This window comes from Marivita hallyeonensis (assembly GCF_900129875.1).
Lineage (GTDB): Bacteria > Pseudomonadota > Alphaproteobacteria > Rhodobacterales > Rhodobacteraceae > Marivita > Marivita hallyeonensis.
The window spans coordinates 220,958-238,593 of the sequence record NZ_FQXC01000005.1; the positions used below are offsets into that span (position 1 = coordinate 220,958).

15 protein-coding genes are annotated in these 17,636 nt (G+C 59.8%); 12 read left to right on the forward strand and 3 right to left on the reverse strand.

Features of this window, described 5'->3' with window-relative positions:
- Positions 1-102: 102 nt before the first annotated feature.
- Positions 103-1,551, reverse strand: coding sequence for a sensor histidine kinase (locus BUA42_RS17225; RefSeq protein ID WP_342716114.1), 1,449 nt, complete (start codon positions 1,549-1,551; stop codon positions 103-105).
- Complete coding sequence (locus BUA42_RS17230) at positions 1,548-2,285, reverse strand: response regulator transcription factor (RefSeq protein ID WP_072779565.1); 738 nt, start codon at positions 2,283-2,285, stop codon at positions 1,548-1,550. The genes BUA42_RS17225 and BUA42_RS17230 overlap by 4 nt, the downstream gene beginning before the upstream one ends.
- Before the next feature lie 219 nt (positions 2,286-2,504).
- Here BUA42_RS17230 and BUA42_RS17235 point away from each other — a divergent pair, with 219 nt between their 5' ends.
- The 11 genes from BUA42_RS17235 (at position 2,505) to BUA42_RS17285 (ending at position 15,787) form a co-directional block, all read left to right on the forward strand.
- Positions 2,505-3,749, forward strand: coding sequence for an ABC transporter substrate-binding protein (locus BUA42_RS17235; protein WP_072779566.1), 1,245 nt, complete (start codon positions 2,505-2,507; stop codon positions 3,747-3,749).
- A 74-nt stretch (positions 3,750-3,823) separates the two neighbouring features.
- Positions 3,824-4,696 carry a carbohydrate ABC transporter permease gene (locus BUA42_RS17240; RefSeq protein ID WP_072779567.1) on the forward strand — a complete coding sequence of 291 codons (873 nt, stop codon included), beginning with the start codon at positions 3,824-3,826 and terminating at the stop codon, positions 4,694-4,696.
- Positions 4,689-5,582 carry a carbohydrate ABC transporter permease gene (locus BUA42_RS17245; RefSeq protein ID WP_072779568.1) on the forward strand — a complete coding sequence of 298 codons (894 nt, stop codon included), beginning with the start codon at positions 4,689-4,691 and terminating at the stop codon, positions 5,580-5,582. Before BUA42_RS17240 ends, BUA42_RS17245 begins: the two co-directional genes overlap by 8 nt.
- A gap of 5 nt (positions 5,583-5,587) precedes the next feature.
- Positions 5,588-6,685: an ABC transporter ATP-binding protein gene (locus BUA42_RS17250; protein ID WP_072779569.1), complete on the forward strand. Its 1,098-nt coding sequence runs from the start codon at positions 5,588-5,590 to the stop codon at positions 6,683-6,685.
- Positions 6,686-6,856: 171 nt separating this feature from the next.
- The gene (locus BUA42_RS17255) at positions 6,857-7,831 is read left to right on the forward strand and encodes a membrane dipeptidase (protein ID WP_072779570.1); all 975 of its coding nucleotides are present in this window, start codon (positions 6,857-6,859) and stop codon (positions 7,829-7,831) included.
- Positions 7,828-9,513 carry a hypothetical protein gene (locus BUA42_RS17260; protein WP_072779571.1) on the forward strand — a complete coding sequence of 562 codons (1,686 nt, stop codon included), beginning with the start codon at positions 7,828-7,830 and terminating at the stop codon, positions 9,511-9,513. The genes BUA42_RS17255 and BUA42_RS17260 overlap by 4 nt, the downstream gene beginning before the upstream one ends.
- Entirely contained in the window at positions 9,510-10,121 is a 612-nt protein-coding gene (locus tag BUA42_RS17265; RefSeq protein ID WP_072779572.1) for a DUF3726 domain-containing protein, read from the forward strand. The genes BUA42_RS17260 and BUA42_RS17265 overlap by 4 nt, the downstream gene beginning before the upstream one ends.
- A 223-nt stretch (positions 10,122-10,344) precedes the next feature.
- Positions 10,345-10,803 carry a (2Fe-2S)-binding protein gene (locus BUA42_RS17270; RefSeq protein WP_072779573.1) on the forward strand — a complete coding sequence of 153 codons (459 nt, stop codon included), beginning with the start codon at positions 10,345-10,347 and terminating at the stop codon, positions 10,801-10,803.
- A 3-nt stretch (positions 10,804-10,806) separates the two neighbouring features.
- A complete protein-coding gene (locus BUA42_RS17275; protein WP_072779574.1) occupies positions 10,807-12,996 on the forward strand; it encodes a xanthine dehydrogenase family protein molybdopterin-binding subunit in 2,190 nt (729 codons plus the stop codon).
- Between the two features lie 182 nt (positions 12,997-13,178).
- Positions 13,179-14,900: an AMP-binding protein gene (locus BUA42_RS17280; RefSeq protein ID WP_072779575.1), complete on the forward strand. Its 1,722-nt coding sequence runs from the start codon at positions 13,179-13,181 to the stop codon at positions 14,898-14,900.
- A gap of 5 nt (positions 14,901-14,905) precedes the next feature.
- Positions 14,906-15,787, forward strand: coding sequence for a bile acid:sodium symporter family protein (locus BUA42_RS17285; RefSeq protein ID WP_072779576.1), 882 nt, complete (start codon positions 14,906-14,908; stop codon positions 15,785-15,787).
- Here the strand turns inward: BUA42_RS17285 and BUA42_RS17290 are convergent.
- On the reverse strand, positions 15,784-16,404 hold the full coding sequence (locus BUA42_RS17290) for a TetR/AcrR family transcriptional regulator (RefSeq protein WP_072779577.1): 621 nt from the start codon (positions 16,402-16,404) through the stop codon (positions 15,784-15,786). The genes BUA42_RS17285 and BUA42_RS17290 overlap by 4 nt on opposite strands.
- A gap of 89 nt (positions 16,405-16,493) precedes the next feature.
- Between BUA42_RS17290 and BUA42_RS17295 the strand changes: the two genes are divergently transcribed.
- A complete protein-coding gene (locus tag BUA42_RS17295) occupies positions 16,494-17,633 on the forward strand; it encodes an efflux RND transporter periplasmic adaptor subunit (RefSeq protein WP_072779578.1) in 1,140 nt (379 codons plus the stop codon).
- The last annotated feature ends 3 nt before the right edge of the window (positions 17,634-17,636 follow it).

Sequence of the window (17,636 nt, forward strand, 5' to 3'; positions counted from 1 at the left end):
GGAAACCTTCGGTTCTGAAACGTGATCGATCCACGCTAACGATGATCTTTTGTCAGGGCAAACAGCGCGTTGCCGCTCTTGGCCGGACGCCGGTGAAAAGAACTATCGTTGCAGCTTCAACAGCGCACGGATTCCCGACTTGCCGTCCTCAAACCCAAGGGTGCCGCCGTGCAACTGCGCGATGGTGGCGACAATCGTCAGGCCAAGCCCGTAGCCTTCTATCGCGTCGGTCGCGGCCCCCCGCGTGAAGGGCGCGACAAGCGCCTCAAGATCAGCCGCCGCCGTCTCGGACCCCTGATCCTCGACGACGATCGTCGCCCAGTCGGCGTCAGTTCCAAGCGAAACCGTCGCGCGGCGACCGTACTTCAACGCGTTGTCGATCAGGTTCGTGATCGCCCGCTGTAATGCGATGGGACGCCCATGAATAATAACGTCCCGATCCCGCGAAACGATGCTTTGGCCCTGTCGGGACATGAAGACAGAGCTCGCGCCATGCACAATCTGATCCTCAGGTTCGCGCAGCGTGACCGCTTGCCCCATGTCCTGATAATCATCCACAATCGACGTCACCAAGGCGTTCAGAGACAACCGCCGCGGCTCTTCGATACTCATCTCTGCGCGGGTATAGGTGAGCACGCTTTCGATCATGCCGGTCATGCTGTCGATATCCGCGTTCAGTTTCTCGCGCAGGTTCGTGTCGGGGATCAGTGCGGTGCGCAGGCGCAGGCGAGTCGCAGGCGTGCCAAGATCATGGCTCACACCCGACAGAACGGCAGCACGGCTTTCCAGCTGCGCGCGTTCCGCTTCGAGATAACTGTTCACGGCACTTACGATGTCCTGCAGCTCTTTGGGGCCCTCCGCCTCGTAGCTCGCCGGACCACCGATGCGCCGACGATTGCGAAGCTTCTCTGCGAATTGAGAAAAGCTCGCCGACATGTTCAGCGCCAGCGTGACGAGGATAGCCATCGCGAGGATCGCAAGCAGCGCGATGAGCAAGCGCTGGTCCGCCGGCGCAACAGCACACCCCCACACGGATGCGCCATCAATCGCCACCCAGCGTTCGTCGCCCATATGCGCGATGACCAGCGGATCACTGCAGAAGGATGCCAACAGGCGAAACACGGCACCCGTGGTTTCGGCGGCGGTCTGGCCTTCTCGGATCGGCAGGTCGGCCAGTCGGTAGACTAGGTCTGGCGACAGGATCACGAGCGTCAGTGGCACACCCGTGACGGCGTTCGCCGCATCAGCGAGGATGGGAACATTGGTGATGCGCGCTGCGCGGGGCGCTTCTGACAGCCGCGCGAAATTGCCCGATTGGGCGAGGTCCTGATCGTCTGAGCTCAGGGGGACAACGCTCACACCTGCGGAGGGGGCTGTCCCGTTTTGCAGGGCGTTGAACAAAGTGATCCCCGCGACGTAAGCTCTGTTCTGGTGGGCCTTCCAGTTCGCATTGGACTGCATCCACAACCAAGTCGCCAGCGCGCCGGTCACAAAGGCCAGAAGCACAAGCAGCGTGCTTATGGTGCGAAGGCTGCGCAACCGGTCGATCACGTGTCTTCGGCCGTCACATCAACTGAGAACACGTATCCGACGCCGCGCTCGGTTCTGAGGATATGCGGATCTTTCGGATTGCGTTCGATCTTGCCGCGCAACCGTCCAACAAGAACATCGATGGCACGGCCTTCGGCATCGGCGTTGTGCGCATTGTCGCCCGTCACATCCAATGCCGCCGCGATCTCTTCGCGTGTGAGCGGAATGTGGGGATTTGCGAGGAATGCCTTGAGCAAAGCCGTTTCGCGTTTGGACAATGCGACCTGTACGCCGTCCGGTGACAGGATCTCATCGCGTTTTGCATCGTAGGTCCATCCGTCGAAGCGGAAGGTCTTGGTCGTTCGGCGATGCACCAGCGAAGACGAACGTCGCGCGCGCGACAGCACCGCCTTGATCCGCGCCAGAAGCAGCTCGGGATTGAAAGGTTTGGCGATATAGTCATCGGCGCCAACCTCGTAACCCGACATCCTTTGATGGTCGGCGGACAAGGCCGAGACCATGATAATCGGCACATCCTGTTCGTGGCGCAGTTTCGCACAGATGTTCAGCCCGCTTTCGTCACCCAGCATCACGTCCAGCAGGATCAGATCGACACGCCCGTCTGCGAGATGCTTCAGAACTTCGGATTCATTGGCGGCGGGCAGGGCGATCGTCCCGCTTTGACGCAGGAATTGCACCATCATTTGGCGCATGTCCGGGTCGTCATCGACAACCAAAAGCCTGGGAATCGCCACCGAAATCTCTCCGCTGTTTACGTGATTACGCACGTCATGCATGCGTCATACGTAACACCATGCAACAAAATCGAGGGGCAGGTAACAACGTGTAACGAACCGCAGGAAAATCTGCATGTCCGCCATGCAAGGCGGCTATGTTGATGTTGCAAGGTGTCGGCCCGCAGCCTCAGAATATCCCCATCTGTGCCCATGACGGGCAGATTTGGGAGGAAAACCATGAAAAACTTTGTACTGGGCGCAACGTCCAGCATCGCAATCCTTGCATCCACCGTGGCCTTCGCCGGCCCCGAGGCTGAAGTCCTGCATTGGTGGACGTCCGGCGGTGAAGCCAAGTCCGTTGCGGTTCTTCAGGAAGAGTTCGCGGCCAATGGCGGCACATGGACGGATATGCCGGTTGCCGGTGGCGGCGGTGACGCGGCCATGACGGCCCTGCGCGCCCGTGTTCTGTCCGGCAACGCGCCCGCAGCGGTGCAGCTGAAAGGTCCGGCGATCCAGGAATGGTACGAAGAAGGCGTCCTTGCCGATATCTCGAGCGTGGCCGAGGCCAACAACTGGGCAGAGGTGCTGCCCGCATCCATTGCGGGTCATATGATGTGCGAAGGCACATGGTGCGCGGCACCGGTGAACGTGCACCGCGTGGACTGGATCTGGGCCAATGCCGACGTTCTGGAAGCCAACGGCATCGAGATGCCGAGCACGTGGGACGAATTCAACGCGGCAGCCGAGAAGCTGCAGGCGGCTGGTGTCATCCCGCTCGCACATGGCGGTCAGGCCTGGCAGGACGCGACTGTGTTCGAGGCCGTGGCGCTGGGCATCCTTGGGCCAGACGGCTTCCGCAAGGCGTTTGTCGATCTCGACATGGATACGCTGAAGTCCGACGAGATGAAGGCTGTCTTCGACCAGATGCGCACCATGCGCGGCTATGTCGACGACAACTTTTCGGGTCGTGACTGGAACCTTGCCACGGCAATGGTCATGAACGGCGAAGCGGCGTTCCAGATCATGGGTGACTGGGCCAAAGGCGAATTCCTTGCAGCCGGCAAAGCTCCGGGCGAAGACTTTCTCTGTGCCTCTACACCGGGTGATGGCTTCCTCTACAACGTGGACAGCTTTGCCATGTTCGCCGTGGAAGGCGACGACAAGCGCGCCGGTCAGGAACTTCTGGCCGAGCTGGTCGTGGGCCCGAACTTCCAGAAGGTCTTCAACCTGAACAAGGGTTCGATCCCGGCCCGCACGGACGTGCCTCTGGACGAGTTCGACAGCTGTGCGGTTCTGTCTTCGGAAGACATGGCGGCAAGCTCCGACGGCGGATCGCTGCTTCCCAGCTACGCCCACGGCATGGCGCTGCGCGGCGCGCAGTCCGGCGCGATCACCGATGTCGTGACCGCGCATTTCAACTCGGACATGTCCTCCGATGAGGCGGTCCAGATGCTCGCGGACGCTGTCGCAAACAGCATGTAAGCTGAGCATTCGCTCGCTCCGGCGTCTTCTCCACCCCACGCCGGGGCGAGTTCCTCTGACTTCAGGATATTTCCATGACCAAATGGCTTGAAGAACACACGCCAAAATTGGTGCTGGCCCCCTCGTTCATCGCGATCCTTGTGTTTGTATACGGGTTCATTGCGTGGACGGCCTGGGTTTCTCTTACCCGGTCGAGGCTGCTGCCGCGCTACGAGATCGAAGGCTTCATCCAGTATGAGCGTCTTTTCGATTCCCCGCGCTGGGACACGGCGCTGAACAATCTCTTCATCTTCGGTTTGCTCTTTATCCTGATTGCGATGTTCCTCGGGTTGATCCTTGCGATCCTGCTCGATCAGAACATCCGCACCGAAGGCGCTATCCGCACGATCTACCTCTACCCGATGGCGCTTTCGATGATCGTCACGGGGACGGCGTGGAAATGGATATTGAACCCCGGTTTGGGCATCGAGGCGATGGTGCGCAGTTGGGGATTTGAGGATTTTACCTTCGACTGGCTCGTGAACCCCGAAATGGCCATCTACACCGTCGTCCTTGCCGCGATCTGGCAAAGCTCCGGCTTTGTGATGGCGCTGTTTCTGGCCGGTCTTCGATCGGTCGATGGCGAGATTATCAAGGCCGCACAGGTGGACGGTATCCCGACATGGCGTGTCTATACGGCGATCATCATCCCGTCGATGGCCCCGATCTTTCTGTCCGCCTTCATCGTGTTGTCCCACCTCGCAATCAAGAGCTTTGACCTTGTCATCGCGCTGACGGGCGGTGGCCCCGGATACGCGACCGATCTGCCTGCAACCTACATGTATGCGATGGCGTTTTCGCGCGGCGATATCGGTCAGGCGGCCAGCTCTGCCATGATCATGATGATGGTCGTCTTCGCAATCGTCGTTCCATATCTTTACTCCGAACTGAGGTCCAAAGATGGCTGATCTATCGATGACCCAGGGCGTGCGCCAAAGCCAGGCCAGCAAGATTGCCTTGCGCTGGCTGCTCTACAGCCTGCTCGTGCTGTTCGCGCTCTTTTACCTGATGCCGCTGTTCGTGATGATCACGACCTCGCTCAAAAGCCTCGACGAGATCCGCACCGGCGATCTGATCGCCTTGCCACGGGAAGTGACCTTCGATGCATGGTCGACCGCATGGTCAAGCGCCTGCACCGGCATTCAATGCGAAGGTGTCCGGCCGTATTTCTGGAACTCCGTGCTGATTGCGATCCCGGCCGTTGCGATTTCGACTCTGCTTGGCGCCATGAACGGATACGTGGTTGCGCAGTGGCGGTTCCGCGGCGCGAACATCATCTTCTCGCTCATGCTCTTCGGGTGTTTCATTCCGTTTCAGGTGGTGCTGCTGCCGATGGCGCGGACACTTGGGATCATGGGCATCGCGGGCACAATCCCGGGTCTGATCTTTGTCCACGTCATCTATGGGCTTGGTTTCACCACGCTGTTTTTCCGCAACTTCTATGTGTCGATACCCGCAGAGCTGACAAAAGCGGCGAAGGTGGACGGCGCAGGGTTCTTCCGCATCTTCTGGTCGATCTTCCTGCCGCTGTCCCTGCCCATCATCGTTGTAACGGTCATCTGGCAGTTCACGCAGATCTGGAACGACTTCCTGTTCGGCGTGTCGTTCAGCCAGGCCGGTACGCAGCCCGTGACTGTGGCCCTGAATAATATCGTCAATTCGACCACTGGCGTCAAAGAATACAACGTCGACATGGCCGCCGCGATCATCGCCGCGCTGCCAACCCTCTTCGTCTATGTCGTCGCCGGCAAATACTTCATCCGCGGTTTGACCGCCGGATCCGTGAAAGGATAAGTCTCATGTCTCCGATCCTTGAAATCAACAATCTCTACAAGAACTACGGATCGACGGAGATCCTCAAGGACATCAACGTGTCCATCGAACCGGGTGACTTTCTTGTGTTGGTCGGCCCTTCCGGCTGCGGCAAGTCCACCTTGTTGAACTGCATCGCCGGGCTTGAGCCGATTACCAGCGGGTCGCTGAAGATCGGCGGGCAGGACATGACCCATGTCAGCCCAAAAGACCGCGACATCGCGATGGTGTTCCAATCCTATGCGCTTTACCCAACGATGAGCGTTGCCAAGAACATCACCTTCGGCATGAAAGTGCGCGGTGTCGATCAGGCCACGCAGGAGCGGAAGCTGGCACAGGTGGCGCAGCAGCTGCAGATCGAACCGCTTCTGAACCGTCGCCCGGGCCAGCTTTCCGGTGGGCAGAGACAGCGCGTGGCGATGGGCCGCGCTCTGGTCCGCGACCCGAAACTGTTCCTGTTCGACGAACCGCTGTCGAACCTCGATGCGAAGCTTCGGGTCGAGATGCGGACCGAGATCAAGGCGCTGCACCACAACCTTGGCGCTTCGATGGTGTACGTGACCCACGATCAGATCGAAGCGATGACGCTGGCCACCAAGATTGTCGTGATGAAAGGGGGTGTGATCCAGCAGATCGGGTCGCCCTCCGAGATCTACAACCGGCCCGCGAACCTCTTCGTGGCGGACTTCATGGGCAGCCCGGCGATGAACCTGATCCCGGCAAAGGTGCGGAAGAACGGCGCGGGCACCCATATCGAGATCACGCGAAAGGATGGCGTGCCGATCGTTCTGACCGATACGAAGACGGAAAACCTGCCCGAAGACGTCATCCTTGGCGTGCGCCCCGAGGATATCGCCGATCCGGCCGTGCGCATTGGCGGCCATGCCCAAGAGGCCGAGTGCCTCATCGACATGGTCGAACCCGCGGGGGCTGATACGTTTGCCGTGATGCAGCTGGGCGGGAAACACGTCACCGCCCGACTGCATGCCGAGACAACCGCGCGCCCCGGGCAGCTTCAAAAGCTCGCATTTGACCTTGGCAAGGTGTCCTACTTCGCCCCCGACACCGGCTTGCGGCTGAATTAACGGTGCCCTAGGGCGAGGTTCGCCGCGATTTTGACTGGCATTTTCCCTTTGCTCCGGACTAGCGTTCGGACAAGGGGAGGATCGCCGGTCGATGCGTGACGCATACATTCAATCGAAGCTATTGCTATCCGCCGGATCTGCGTTGCCAGATGGCCTTCAGGTGCACGCTTGATGCGGATCGATTGTCTGCAATACGCCAACTGGTCGGAAAAGATTTTCCGTCAGATGCGCGAAGGTGACGTCGACGCGGTGCACGTCACGATCGCTTATCACGAGACCTTTCGTGAAACGGTTTTGAACTTCGAACGCTGGAACCGCTGGTTCGAACGCTATCCCGACCTGATCCTCAAAGGTTCAACGGCGGTGGACATCGACCTGGCCCGTGAGACCGGTCGCACAGCGATCTTCTTTGGGTTTCAGAACCCAAGCCCAATCGAGGATGACATTGGCCTGGTCGAGATCGTGCACACACTGGGCGCGCGGTTCATGCAACTCACGTACAACAACCAGTCGCTTCTCGCGACCGGATGCTACGAGACCGAGGACACAGGGATCACCCGCATGGGGCGTCAAGTCATCAAAGAGATGAACCGCGTCGGGCTGGTGGTCGATATGAGCCATTCGGCGGACCGCTCTACCATCGATGCCGCGGACCTCTCGGAACGCCCTATCGCCATCACTCACGCCAATCCGTATGAGTGGGCTCCGGCCTTGCGGAACAAAAAGGACGATGTCATCCGGGCGGTCACAGAGAACGGCGGCATGCTCGGGTTCTCTCTCTACCCGCACCACTTGCGTAACAAGTCAGACTGCACATTGACTGACTTCTGCGCAATGATCGCGCTTACGGCGGATACCTTTGGCACCGCGCATCTCGGCATCGGATCGGACCTGTGTCAGGATCAACCGGACAGCGTGGTTGAGTGGATGCGCACCGGTCGATGGACCAAGGACATCGACTATGGTGAAGGCTCCGCTGCCGCTCCCGGGTTCCCGCCGATGCCTGCTTGGTTCAAGGACAACAGGGATTTTGGAAACATCGAAGATGGCTTGCGCGCCGTTGGCATGTCGCCGGATGAGGTGGAGGGGATTATGGGTGGCAACTGGTATCGCTTCTTTGCTGAAAACTTTGGACCTGCACCATGAACGCGCCCTTCACCAATAACCGGTGGCGACCGCCCGAAACCGTGATGCGGCTCAAGCGGTTGGGATCGCTGCATCAATGCCGCCTGAGCTTCATGCGGGTTCTGACCCGGCGCATGGCATCCGAGAAATGGCAGTTCTCGCGCGCCGTTTTCGATGTCGACACCCGCGGCGTCGGACACGCGGTGTACACAGCCACAGGGCCAGAACGGTCGTATTCATTGGTCGCCTTCGCCCATGACTTGCCACCAGAACAACGATCCGACCGCGTGATCGCAGAGGCTTGGGACGCCACCTTTGCGCTGTTCGATGGTGTGCCCACGCAAGCAGATGTCGACCGCCTGTCCCAGAATGTGCCTTTGCAAGAGGCGGGACGCGTCAGCGAGAGAGAACTGACATTGTCGCGCGCCAACCGGTCGGTGCGCTTGTGGACGCATGTCGTGGACGCGCTTGCCTCGGGGCGGCAACCCGACATCGCGCAGATCGATGACGTCGGCTATCTGATGCGAACAACGGCGGTTTACGGGTCGGGCAAATTCGGGGCCGCCGACCGCGATGTGATCGCGGATCGACCCGAAATGCACGGGCCGTTTCAGGCCGAGATGCTGACGGTCTACTTTATCCGAACCTTCGTTCGCGATCTGGTGCAGCACATGGCGCAGAACCAAGGCGGCGATGCAGCCGTGGCACTGGACCCGGCGATCGCACGGCGGCTTGGGATCGGGAATTCCACCGGATTGGGCATGGCGCCGTATCTCGTCAATCATCCGGTCCTGTTCAACAACTGGATTGCCGCCCGAGAAGAGGCCATTGCGCGGGTCCGCGCCATTCAGCGCGCAAGTGCAGTAGAGATTTCGGTTTTCGAAAAACTGCTGAACCGCGCGGAACTGTCCATCACGCGATGGCGCTCTGCACACGTGGCGCAGCTTCAGAAGCTTGCCGATCTGCGCACCGACCTTCAGGCGCTCCGTACCTATCTGGCAGACAACGCCCTGACCTCGGACTACCCATGGGACCGCCTTCATGTCTGGGCTGAAAGCGCCCTGAACGAAGAAGGGCAGGAGTTCTTGGCGTCGCTCATGCTTGAGCCATACGGCGAGCTCATAGATGGTCTGGCGCATTGCATGTCCGATACCAATGCGGACGCGTTTCGGATCGATGGCGCTATGTCGGTTCGAGAGGTGCGCGCACTGCTGGAGGCGTCTTTCGGCTGGGCGCGTGACATGGACTGGTCTGCGAGAAAGAACATTGCTCGGGCTTGGTACACGTCCGAAGAAAAGCTGGAGCCGCGCTTGGGGGAACGGTTCGAAGAGCCGATTGCGGAATATGAACAACCGCTCGCGCCAGCACGTGACGCGGCCCTCGCAATGCGCGCGCTTGAAGGCTGGTCGGACACAGTTCCCATTGCCGAATTCCTGCTGGAACACGCCGAACACCGTCACACGATCCGCCGTGCACAGATGCACCGTGTCGCGCCATATGGAGAAATCCACGACAACACGATCGGAGCCGACGTGCTTCCCATCGACATGCTGCGTGCGAAGCTGTCGTTTTTTGGCGCAACCCATTTCGATCCGCGCTCAGACAGATGGGTGCGCATCTGCATGTATGCCGGTGCGCCGTACCCGGAGGATTTGACGCCTGAAAACGCCGATCTCTGGGTATACCCGGAAACGGCATCTTGAACGTCTCGCTCAACGAGGTTGAGGCACTCGCCAAGAAGGCAACACGCGGTGCCGGGTATCCATGGGGCCTGGCCGAGGACGCGGCAAAAGCAGTCCGGTTCCTCTGCTCAAATGGTGTCGACGGGTGCGCTGCGCTTGCCGGGACTCTGAGGGTGTTCGATGGGGCACAGCTGCACAACAGAATGCCAAGACAGGTCGACGGGTTTTGGCAGGCAGAAACCGGTGATGCCTGCCCCATCGCGCTGGGCGCGGCATTGCTCGACCGGGCGGGGTTGACGACGGGCCAGGTGCAAACCGTGGGACCAATTGTGCACCCCATCCTGCTCGTGCCGTTCATCGCTCAGATCGCGTTGGTCAACGGCTGCGCGATGCGCTTCCACGCGGGAAGTTTCCAGGTGGTGACTGACGGCAAATTCATTGAAACCCTGGGTGCTATATCCGAGCACGCCGACACGGCGCGCGTTGAGCAAGAGGGTAAGCTCAAGGCGCCCAACTCACACGTTTCGCGGGCAACGCCTGATGCCGCCGTCTGGGACGTGCTCAACGCCTTTGCGCACAAAACATACGCGCCTGCGACCGAAGAAAGCCGTCGCAAGGGGGCAGGGTAGCAAGCTCGATCAATCATGAGCGGATTGCTGCCATTCTAAGGTAGCGCGGCGCGCTCACGCTATCACGCTGAAAAGTTTTCGATTGTCTCGCGACAGGGTGCGCCGCCTTTGCCGAATTCCCCAAATCCGTGCCTGTGGGCGCACCGGCAACAGAATAACTTGTTAGGGTCATCGAAGGGGCTACCTTTCTAAAAACTGATAAAGACACAGGGAGGCGTTGGATATGACGCGAATTATTCTCAATGGCACCGAGACGGACTTGGATGTGTCCCCGGATATGCCGCTTCTTTGGGCCTTGCGCGACAGCCTGCAGATGACCGGCACAAAATTCGGTTGCGGTGTTGCGTTTTGCGGAGCCTGCACCGTTCATATCGATGGCATTCCGGCGCGCGCATGTCAGACCTATATCGGCGATATCGAAGGGGCAGAGGTCACAACGATCGAGGGTGTTTCGTCGCCGGAAGCGCAAGCCATTCAGGCGGCATGGGTCGAACTGCAGGTACCGCAATGCGGGTACTGCCAGTCCGGTCAAATCATGTCGGCCTCCGCATTGCTGAAAGAGACACCGAAGCCAACCGACGAAGACATCGATTTCGCGATGGATGGAAACCTGTGCCGTTGCGCCACTTACGCGCGGATCCGCAAAGCGATCCATCGCGCGGCCGAAATCTTGGAGGCCTAGGACATGTTTCACTACCTAGAGAAGACACTCGCGTCTCAGGTCGTTGCACCGACGCGGCGGACATTTCTAAAACTCAGCGCGGGTGCGGTCGGTGGCCTGCTGATCGGTGGCGGTGTTGCACCGATCCGCGACGCACAGGCATCCACACCAGCCGAGGCCTTCGTTCAGCCCTTCGTGCACATTACGCCTGACAATCAAGTGACGGTCATCGTCAAGCACTTGGACATGGGACAGGGCTCTGCAAACGGCCTCGCCACGCTTGTGGCCGATGAGCTTGACGCCGATCTGTCACAGCTTAGCGTACAGCACGCACCGTCCAACCCTAACGTTTACAAGAACCTCCTCTTTGGCGTTCAGGGGACCGGCGGGTCGACGGCAATTGCCAACTCTTTTGAACAATACCGGCAGGCGGGGGCTGCGGCGAAGGCGATGATCGTGCAGGCCGCGGCCGAACGCTGGGGTGTGGAACCGGGCACGATTACGGTCTCGGCGGGCACGGTATCGGGCGGCGGTAACTCGGCGACGCTCGGAGAGCTTGCAAGTGCAGCGGCAGAACAGCCTGTTCCTGAGACCGTGTCGCTGAAAGCGCCGGAGCAATGGGTCTATATCGGCAAGGAAACACAACGCTTGGATTTGCCGGTGAAGACCCAAGGGTCCGTCGGTCTTTTCGGGATCGACCTGCAGCAGGCCGATGCGCTGACGGCGGTCACGCTGCGGCCCCCGCGCTTTGGCGCGACGGTGGCGTCGGTGGATGACGGCTCGGCCCGCGCCGTGGATGGTGTTGTCGAAGTCCTGCAGACCCCGGCAGGCGTCGTCGTTGTCGCGCAGAACATGTGGTCTGCCATGCAAGGACGGACTGCGCTTGAAGTGACATGGGACGAAACCAACGCAGAGATGCGCGGCACGGATGAGCTGGCGGCGGAGTTCTCGGCGCTTTTGGATCAGCCCGGTAACGCGGCTCCCGCACGTGGCGATGCAGCGGGCAAGCTGGCATCAGCTGCCACGGTCATCGAAGCGGATTACAGCTTTCCCTATCTAAACCATGGCCAGATGGAGCCGCTGAACGCGACCGTGATGTTCGACGGGGAAAAGGCCGAATTCTGGTTTGGATCTCAGATTCAGACACTGGACCACAACGTGGCTGCCGCGGTTCTGGGGATCGACTTCCCGAATGTCTCGATCAACACGATGTTTGCGGGCGGGTCCTTTGGTCGTCGCGCGACACCGGACGCCCACCTGACCGCCGAGGCGGCGATGGTGGTCAAGGCGTGGTTCGACGCGACGGGCGAAGCGCGCCCGATTAAGCTTGTGTTCACCCGTGAAGACGACATGGCATCCGGATATTTCCGGCCGATGCATATGCACCGCGTGCGCGCCGGAGTGGACGAGAATGGCATGATCTCGGGTTGGGAGCATCGTGTCGTTGGACAGGGCATCATGATCGGCACCCCGTTTGAGGCCTTCACGGTCAAGGATGGCGTCGACCATTCCTCGGTCGAAGGCGCTGCAGATACGACTTATGATCTGCCGGATTTCGCGCTGGACACCCATCATCCCACGGTCGGAATCCCGGTCCTGTGGTGGCGGGCGGTCGGCCACACCCATACGGCCTTCGTGATGGAGACCATGATGGACGAACTGGCCGAGGCGGCGGGGATCGATCCTGTGGCGTTCCGCCTCAACCACCTGACTTCGGATGCGCGCCTCGCGGGTGTTCTGCGCGAAGCCGCCGACCGTGTCGGTCCGGCTCCGGACGGCACACACCGGGGCATCGCCGTGCACAAGAGCTTCAACACCTATGTGGCGGAAATCGCCGACGTTCGCCTGCGCGAAGACGGCACGGTGAAAGTCGAGCAGGTGACCTGTGCGATTGATTGCGGTGTCGCTGTGAACCCGGACAATATCCGCGCACAGGTTGAAGGGGGTCTAGGCTTCGGCCTGTCCGCGGTTCTGCGCGAAGAGATCACTCTGACCGATGGGCAGGTGGATCAGTTGAACTATCCCGACTATCCGCCCTTGCGGATCAGCGACATGCCAACCGTGGACGTCCACATCGTCGCCTCCGCCGAGGCACCCACCGGGGTAGGGGAGCCCGCGACGCCGCCTATCGGACCGGCAGTTGCCAATGCAATCTACCGCGCGACCGGTCAACGTATCCGGTCACTGCCGCTGACGAAACACGGGTTGGCATAACCGGGCAACATCCGATCAAGACGGTCCTCAGGGGCCGTCTTTTCCTTTTGGACCACCCGCATCCGGATGACGCCGGGGCGTTTCACCTCTTGTTCTCCGATTTTCCCGAACGTCACAATCGACACGCCACAGAATATGCGTAGTGTCCCTGAAAATGCGTGTGACCGATCGGGGAGGGATTGATGACACTTGAGGATCGGCCTTGGACGGCGTTTTACGGCCCGGGCGTACGAACCGATATTGAAAGCCCATCGTATCGTACGATCGGCGATTTGATCGGTTCTGTCGCGGACACGTTTGGATCGGCCCCGGCCTTTACGACCTGTTTACCCAACGGGATGAACGGCACACTGACCTTCGACCAAGTCGACGAGATGTCCGACGCCTTTGCGGTCTATCTGCGTGAGGTGGCGGGTCTGACACAGGGCGACCGCGTCGCGCTGCAGATGCCGAACTGCCTTAGCTTTCCGGTCGCGGCTTTCGGTATTCTGAAGGCGGGCTGCATCCTCGTTAACGTCAATCCGCTCTACACGGCCGACGAGATGGCGAAGCAATTCTCGGATGCGAAGCCGCACGCGCTGGTGATCGTCGACATGTTCGCGGACAAGATCCCGCAAGCCACCCGGGGACATCCGATCCCGAATATTGTGGTAACACGGGTTGCCGAATTCCTCCCGTCCATGCCGCGTGGCATCGTCGGCTTGGTGCAGAAATACTGGGACAAGTCCGTCAAACCGATCGAGGTCGCCCATATCCGCCTTCCCGACGCGCTCGAAGCGGGTCGTGCACACAAACAGGCGGAGAAGGTCGAGGTGGACGGCTACAATCAGTCCGTGAAGCCCGACGACGTCGCATGCCTTCAATACACTGGTGGGACCACAGGCGTGGCCAAAGGTGCGATGCTGACGCACTCTAATCTGATCATGAACATGGAACAGACGATGGAGCTCATCGCGGGGGTCAAGAAGGGTGAGGAAGTGGCCCTGACTGCCCTGCCGATGTACCACATCTTTGCGTTCACAGTGAATTTGCTGGGGTTCTATTGGCTTGGGGCGCAGAACATCCTGATCCCGAACCCGCGGCCTCTGTCGAACCTCAAACGGGCGTTCGAAAACTACAAGATCACCTGGATGAGCGGCGTGAACACCTTGTTCAACGGGCTGACCAACGAGGTGTGGTTCAATGACAGCCCGCCGAAGTATCTCAAGTTTGCGTCGGCCGGTGGCATGGCTTTGCAGTCCGCTGTCGCAGAAAAATGGGAAGCGGTGACAGGTAAGCCAGTCCTGCAAGGGTATGGTCTGACCGAAACCTCTCCGGTTCTGACCTTCAACCCGCTTGGCAAGACGCGTGACGGGTCCATCGGTGTGCCGGTGCCGTCGACTCTGGTGACATGCCTGTCGGATGATGGCGTCCCGGTCCAGATCGGCCAAAGCGGTGAGATCGCGGCCAAAGGCCCGCAGATCATGGCGGGTTACTGGAACAAGCCCGACGAAACCGCGAAGGTCATGAAGGACGGCTGGTTCCTGACCGGCGACATCGGCGTGATGGACACGGACGGGTACTTCCGGATCGTGGATCGCAAGAAGGACATGGTCGTCGTCTCGGGCTTCAACGTCTATCCAAACGAGATCGAAGATTGCCTGGCCACCCACCCGGGTATCCTTGAAGCCGCCGTGATCGGTGTCCCGGATGACGCAACCGGTGAGGCAGTCAAGGCCTTCGTCGTAAAGCGCGACAGTGGCTTGACGGAAGCAGAGATCAGGACCCACTGCAAAGAGCATCTGACCGCCTACAAAGTACCCAAACGCGTCGAATTCCGCGATGAGCTGCCGAAGTCGAACGTTGGGAAGATCCTCAGAAAAGACCTGCGCGCCGAAGAGCTTGCGCAATTGGCGGCGGAGTAAGCGCAATGGTTGGAGCATTCGAACAGGCGCTTCTGGCGCTCATGATCTTCGTCATCATGCTGGGCATGGGCGCGTCCCTGACCCCGCGGGACTTCTACCTCGCCCTGCGCCGGCCCTACGGCCTCGCCATCGGTGTGATTTCTCAATACGGCTTCATGCCGTTTATCGGGTTCCTGCTGATCACGCTCTTGCCTCTGCCCGAGGCGATTGCAGTCGGCGTGCTGATCATGGCCTGCATGCCGGGTGGAACTACGTCCAACATCTTCACCTATTTCTCGAAGGGCAATCTCGCGCTTTCGGTGCTCATGACCGTCACTTCGACCGTCTTCGGCGTACTTCTGATCCCGATCATCCTCGTGATTTATTCGGCGGCGCTTGACCTCGAAATCCCGCGCGAGAACATCATCGCGACGCTGGTCCTGCTGCTCGTGCCTGTTGCCATCGGCATGCTGCTGCGCAAGTTCAATGCAAATGTCGGCGCGGTGACCGAATTCATGGGTTCGGCGCTCGCGCTGTTCTTCATTCTCTTCATCATGCTCAGCTGGATCCCGCGCAACTGGCAGTTCCTCGTGACAACGACGCCAGCGACCTATGTCGCCGCCATTGGTCTGGGTCTTTTCGGGATCACCATCGGGTATCTCTTTGCGCGCGCTTTGAAACTGCACCCGCGCAATGCACGCACTGTGGCGTTGGAGACAGGTATCCAGAATGGCCCGCTTGCCATCGCGATCATCGCCTTCACCTTTGCCGGCTCCGAGGCGCAAAGCTACATGGCGGTGCCGGCGCTCTATTCGCTGTTCATCGTGATCGTATCGACGCTGGTCACGCTCGTCTTCCGCCGGGCCAACACAGCGGCGGAACAGAAGATGCCGGACAGCCTTCTTTAATCCTTGGGATCGTGCATCACGCGATGCGCGATCTCTCGCAGCACACTCTCGTGATCAATCTGCAGATCTGTCTTGGTCAGTTTTCCGTCGATCTGCAGGAACGACAGCCCGTGCACAAAGCTCCACAAAAGAAACGCCTTGTTGATGTCCGACGCGGTGACCTCGTTACGCCCAAAGCATTTCGCAACCTCTTTCTGCACATCCGAGAAGATCTGATCGCCCATCTGGACCAGTTCCTCGTGTTCGTCGTGGTCTTCGGAAAGCCCGAACATCAAACGAAACACTCCTGGTTCGGCCGCCGCGAAGCGCGTGTAGACGCGACCCAGGGCGATGATCCGTTCGATCGAACCCGGCGGATGGGGTTCCAGTTCTTCCATCATTTGCTGGTGCTGACGAAGCATTCCACCCAACGCCACGGCCCGAAGCATTTCACCCTTGTTTTTGAAATGCTTGTACGGTGCGGCTGTCGATACGCCAGCTTCGCGGCATGCCTCCGAAACCGAAAAATGATCGGGCCCCTTGGTCTCGACCAGACGACGGGTTGCTTCGATAAGCTGTGCCCGCAGATCGCCGTGGTGGTAGGTGCCTCTTTTCGCGTCGATTTCCAGTTTTTCCATGATCTGATGTCTTTCAGACAGCGTAATGCTTGTCAAAGTAAGAGTGACTAACATATGTTAGAGTCTCTAACATTGCGAGGGCTGCCGCCATGAGTGACGCAACAAAACCATCTTTTCTCAGACGCGCAGGGCGATGGGTGATCTCAACAACACTCACTCTAAGCGTCGTCGCAGCAGCCGGTGCAGCGGTTTTCTTTGGAGCCAATACACTTGCAGAGCGTGCCGAGGCGATTGAACCACCGGTCGAAGCGGACCTGACGAAAGTGTCTGTGTCCCCGATCCGCATCGAAAGCAGATACACTGTCCCGCGCCGGTTCGTTGGCCAAGTCGAATCCGGTGCAAACGTTGCGCTTTCGTTCGAACTCGGTGGGCGGTTGACTGATCTGCTCGTCGAAGAAGGGGACAGCGTCACCAAGGGACAGGAAATAGCACGTCTCGATACGGCCCTGCTCGAAGCGGAACGTACACGTCTTGGGGCGTCACGCTCGGCCACTGCCTCGCAGCTCGACTTCGCGGAAAGCCGCGTTGTGCGGGCGGAGGCACTTCGCGAGGAAGGCTTCGCCAGTCAAGAGGCGCTGGACCAGGCGCGCTCCACCCGGGATGAGTTGCGCAACCGGATTGCTGAAATCGATGCGGCCCTGACGTCGGTGCGTATCAATATCGATAAATCCGTTTTGTACGCGCCGTTCGACGGTCAGGTTGGTGCACAGTCGGTCGATGGCGGTGAAACACTTGCCGCCGGTCAGGCGGTTTTGACGCTGCTGGAAACGGGCACGCCGGAAGTTCGCGTTGGCCTGCCGTTGTCATTGTCCCCGGACATTCTGAAGGACGCGCAAGTCGATGTGGGCGGTACGGTTTATCCTGCCCGTCTGCGCCATTTGCGCCCTGACATTGATCCCGTCACACGGACCCGGACCGCGCTGTTCGAGATCGAAGCGACGAGTGCGCCAATTTTTGGACAGACAGCAACTCTGATGCTGCAAACCGAAAAGGCCATTGAGGGTGCCTGGGTGCCGCTTGATGCACTGCGCGAAGGCTCTGGCAGTGTCTGGACCGTTCTGGTCGTGGAGGACGGTGTTGTGCGTAACGCGGCTGTCGAAGTGCTGCATGCGGAAGAAACTCGCGTGTACGTGCAGGGCACATTTGAGGACGGCACACCTCTGATCGACACGGGCGCCCATCGCGTGGTGCCGGGACAAGCGGTTCAAGTCCTCGACGCGGAAGGCTGATCA

Excerpts from the sequence above, each read along its gene's own strand:
- BUA42_RS17235 (WP_072779566.1), top strand. The coding sequence starts at position 2,505 with ATGAAAAACTTTGTACTGGGCGCAACGTCCAGCATCGCAATCCTTGCA.
- BUA42_RS17240 (WP_072779567.1), top strand. The coding sequence starts at position 3,824 with ATGACCAAATGGCTTGAAGAACACACGCCAAAATTGGTGCTGGCCCCC.
- BUA42_RS17245 (WP_072779568.1), top strand. The coding sequence starts at position 4,689 with ATGGCTGATCTATCGATGACCCAGGGCGTGCGCCAAAGCCAGGCCAGC.
- BUA42_RS17250 (WP_072779569.1), top strand. The coding sequence starts at position 5,588 with ATGTCTCCGATCCTTGAAATCAACAATCTCTACAAGAACTACGGATCG.
- BUA42_RS17255 (WP_072779570.1), top strand. The coding sequence starts at position 6,857 with ATGCGGATCGATTGTCTGCAATACGCCAACTGGTCGGAAAAGATTTTC.
- BUA42_RS17260 (WP_072779571.1), top strand. The coding sequence starts at position 7,828 with ATGAACGCGCCCTTCACCAATAACCGGTGGCGACCGCCCGAAACCGTG.
- BUA42_RS17270 (WP_072779573.1), top strand. The coding sequence starts at position 10,345 with ATGACGCGAATTATTCTCAATGGCACCGAGACGGACTTGGATGTGTCC.
- BUA42_RS17275 (WP_072779574.1), top strand. The coding sequence starts at position 10,807 with ATGTTTCACTACCTAGAGAAGACACTCGCGTCTCAGGTCGTTGCACCG.
- BUA42_RS17280 (WP_072779575.1), top strand. The coding sequence starts at position 13,179 with ATGACACTTGAGGATCGGCCTTGGACGGCGTTTTACGGCCCGGGCGTA.
- BUA42_RS17285 (WP_072779576.1), top strand. The coding sequence starts at position 14,906 with ATGGTTGGAGCATTCGAACAGGCGCTTCTGGCGCTCATGATCTTCGTC.
- BUA42_RS17290 (WP_072779577.1), bottom strand. The coding sequence starts at position 16,404 with ATGGAAAAACTGGAAATCGACGCGAAAAGAGGCACCTACCACCACGGC.
- BUA42_RS17295 (WP_072779578.1), top strand. The coding sequence starts at position 16,494 with ATGAGTGACGCAACAAAACCATCTTTTCTCAGACGCGCAGGGCGATGG.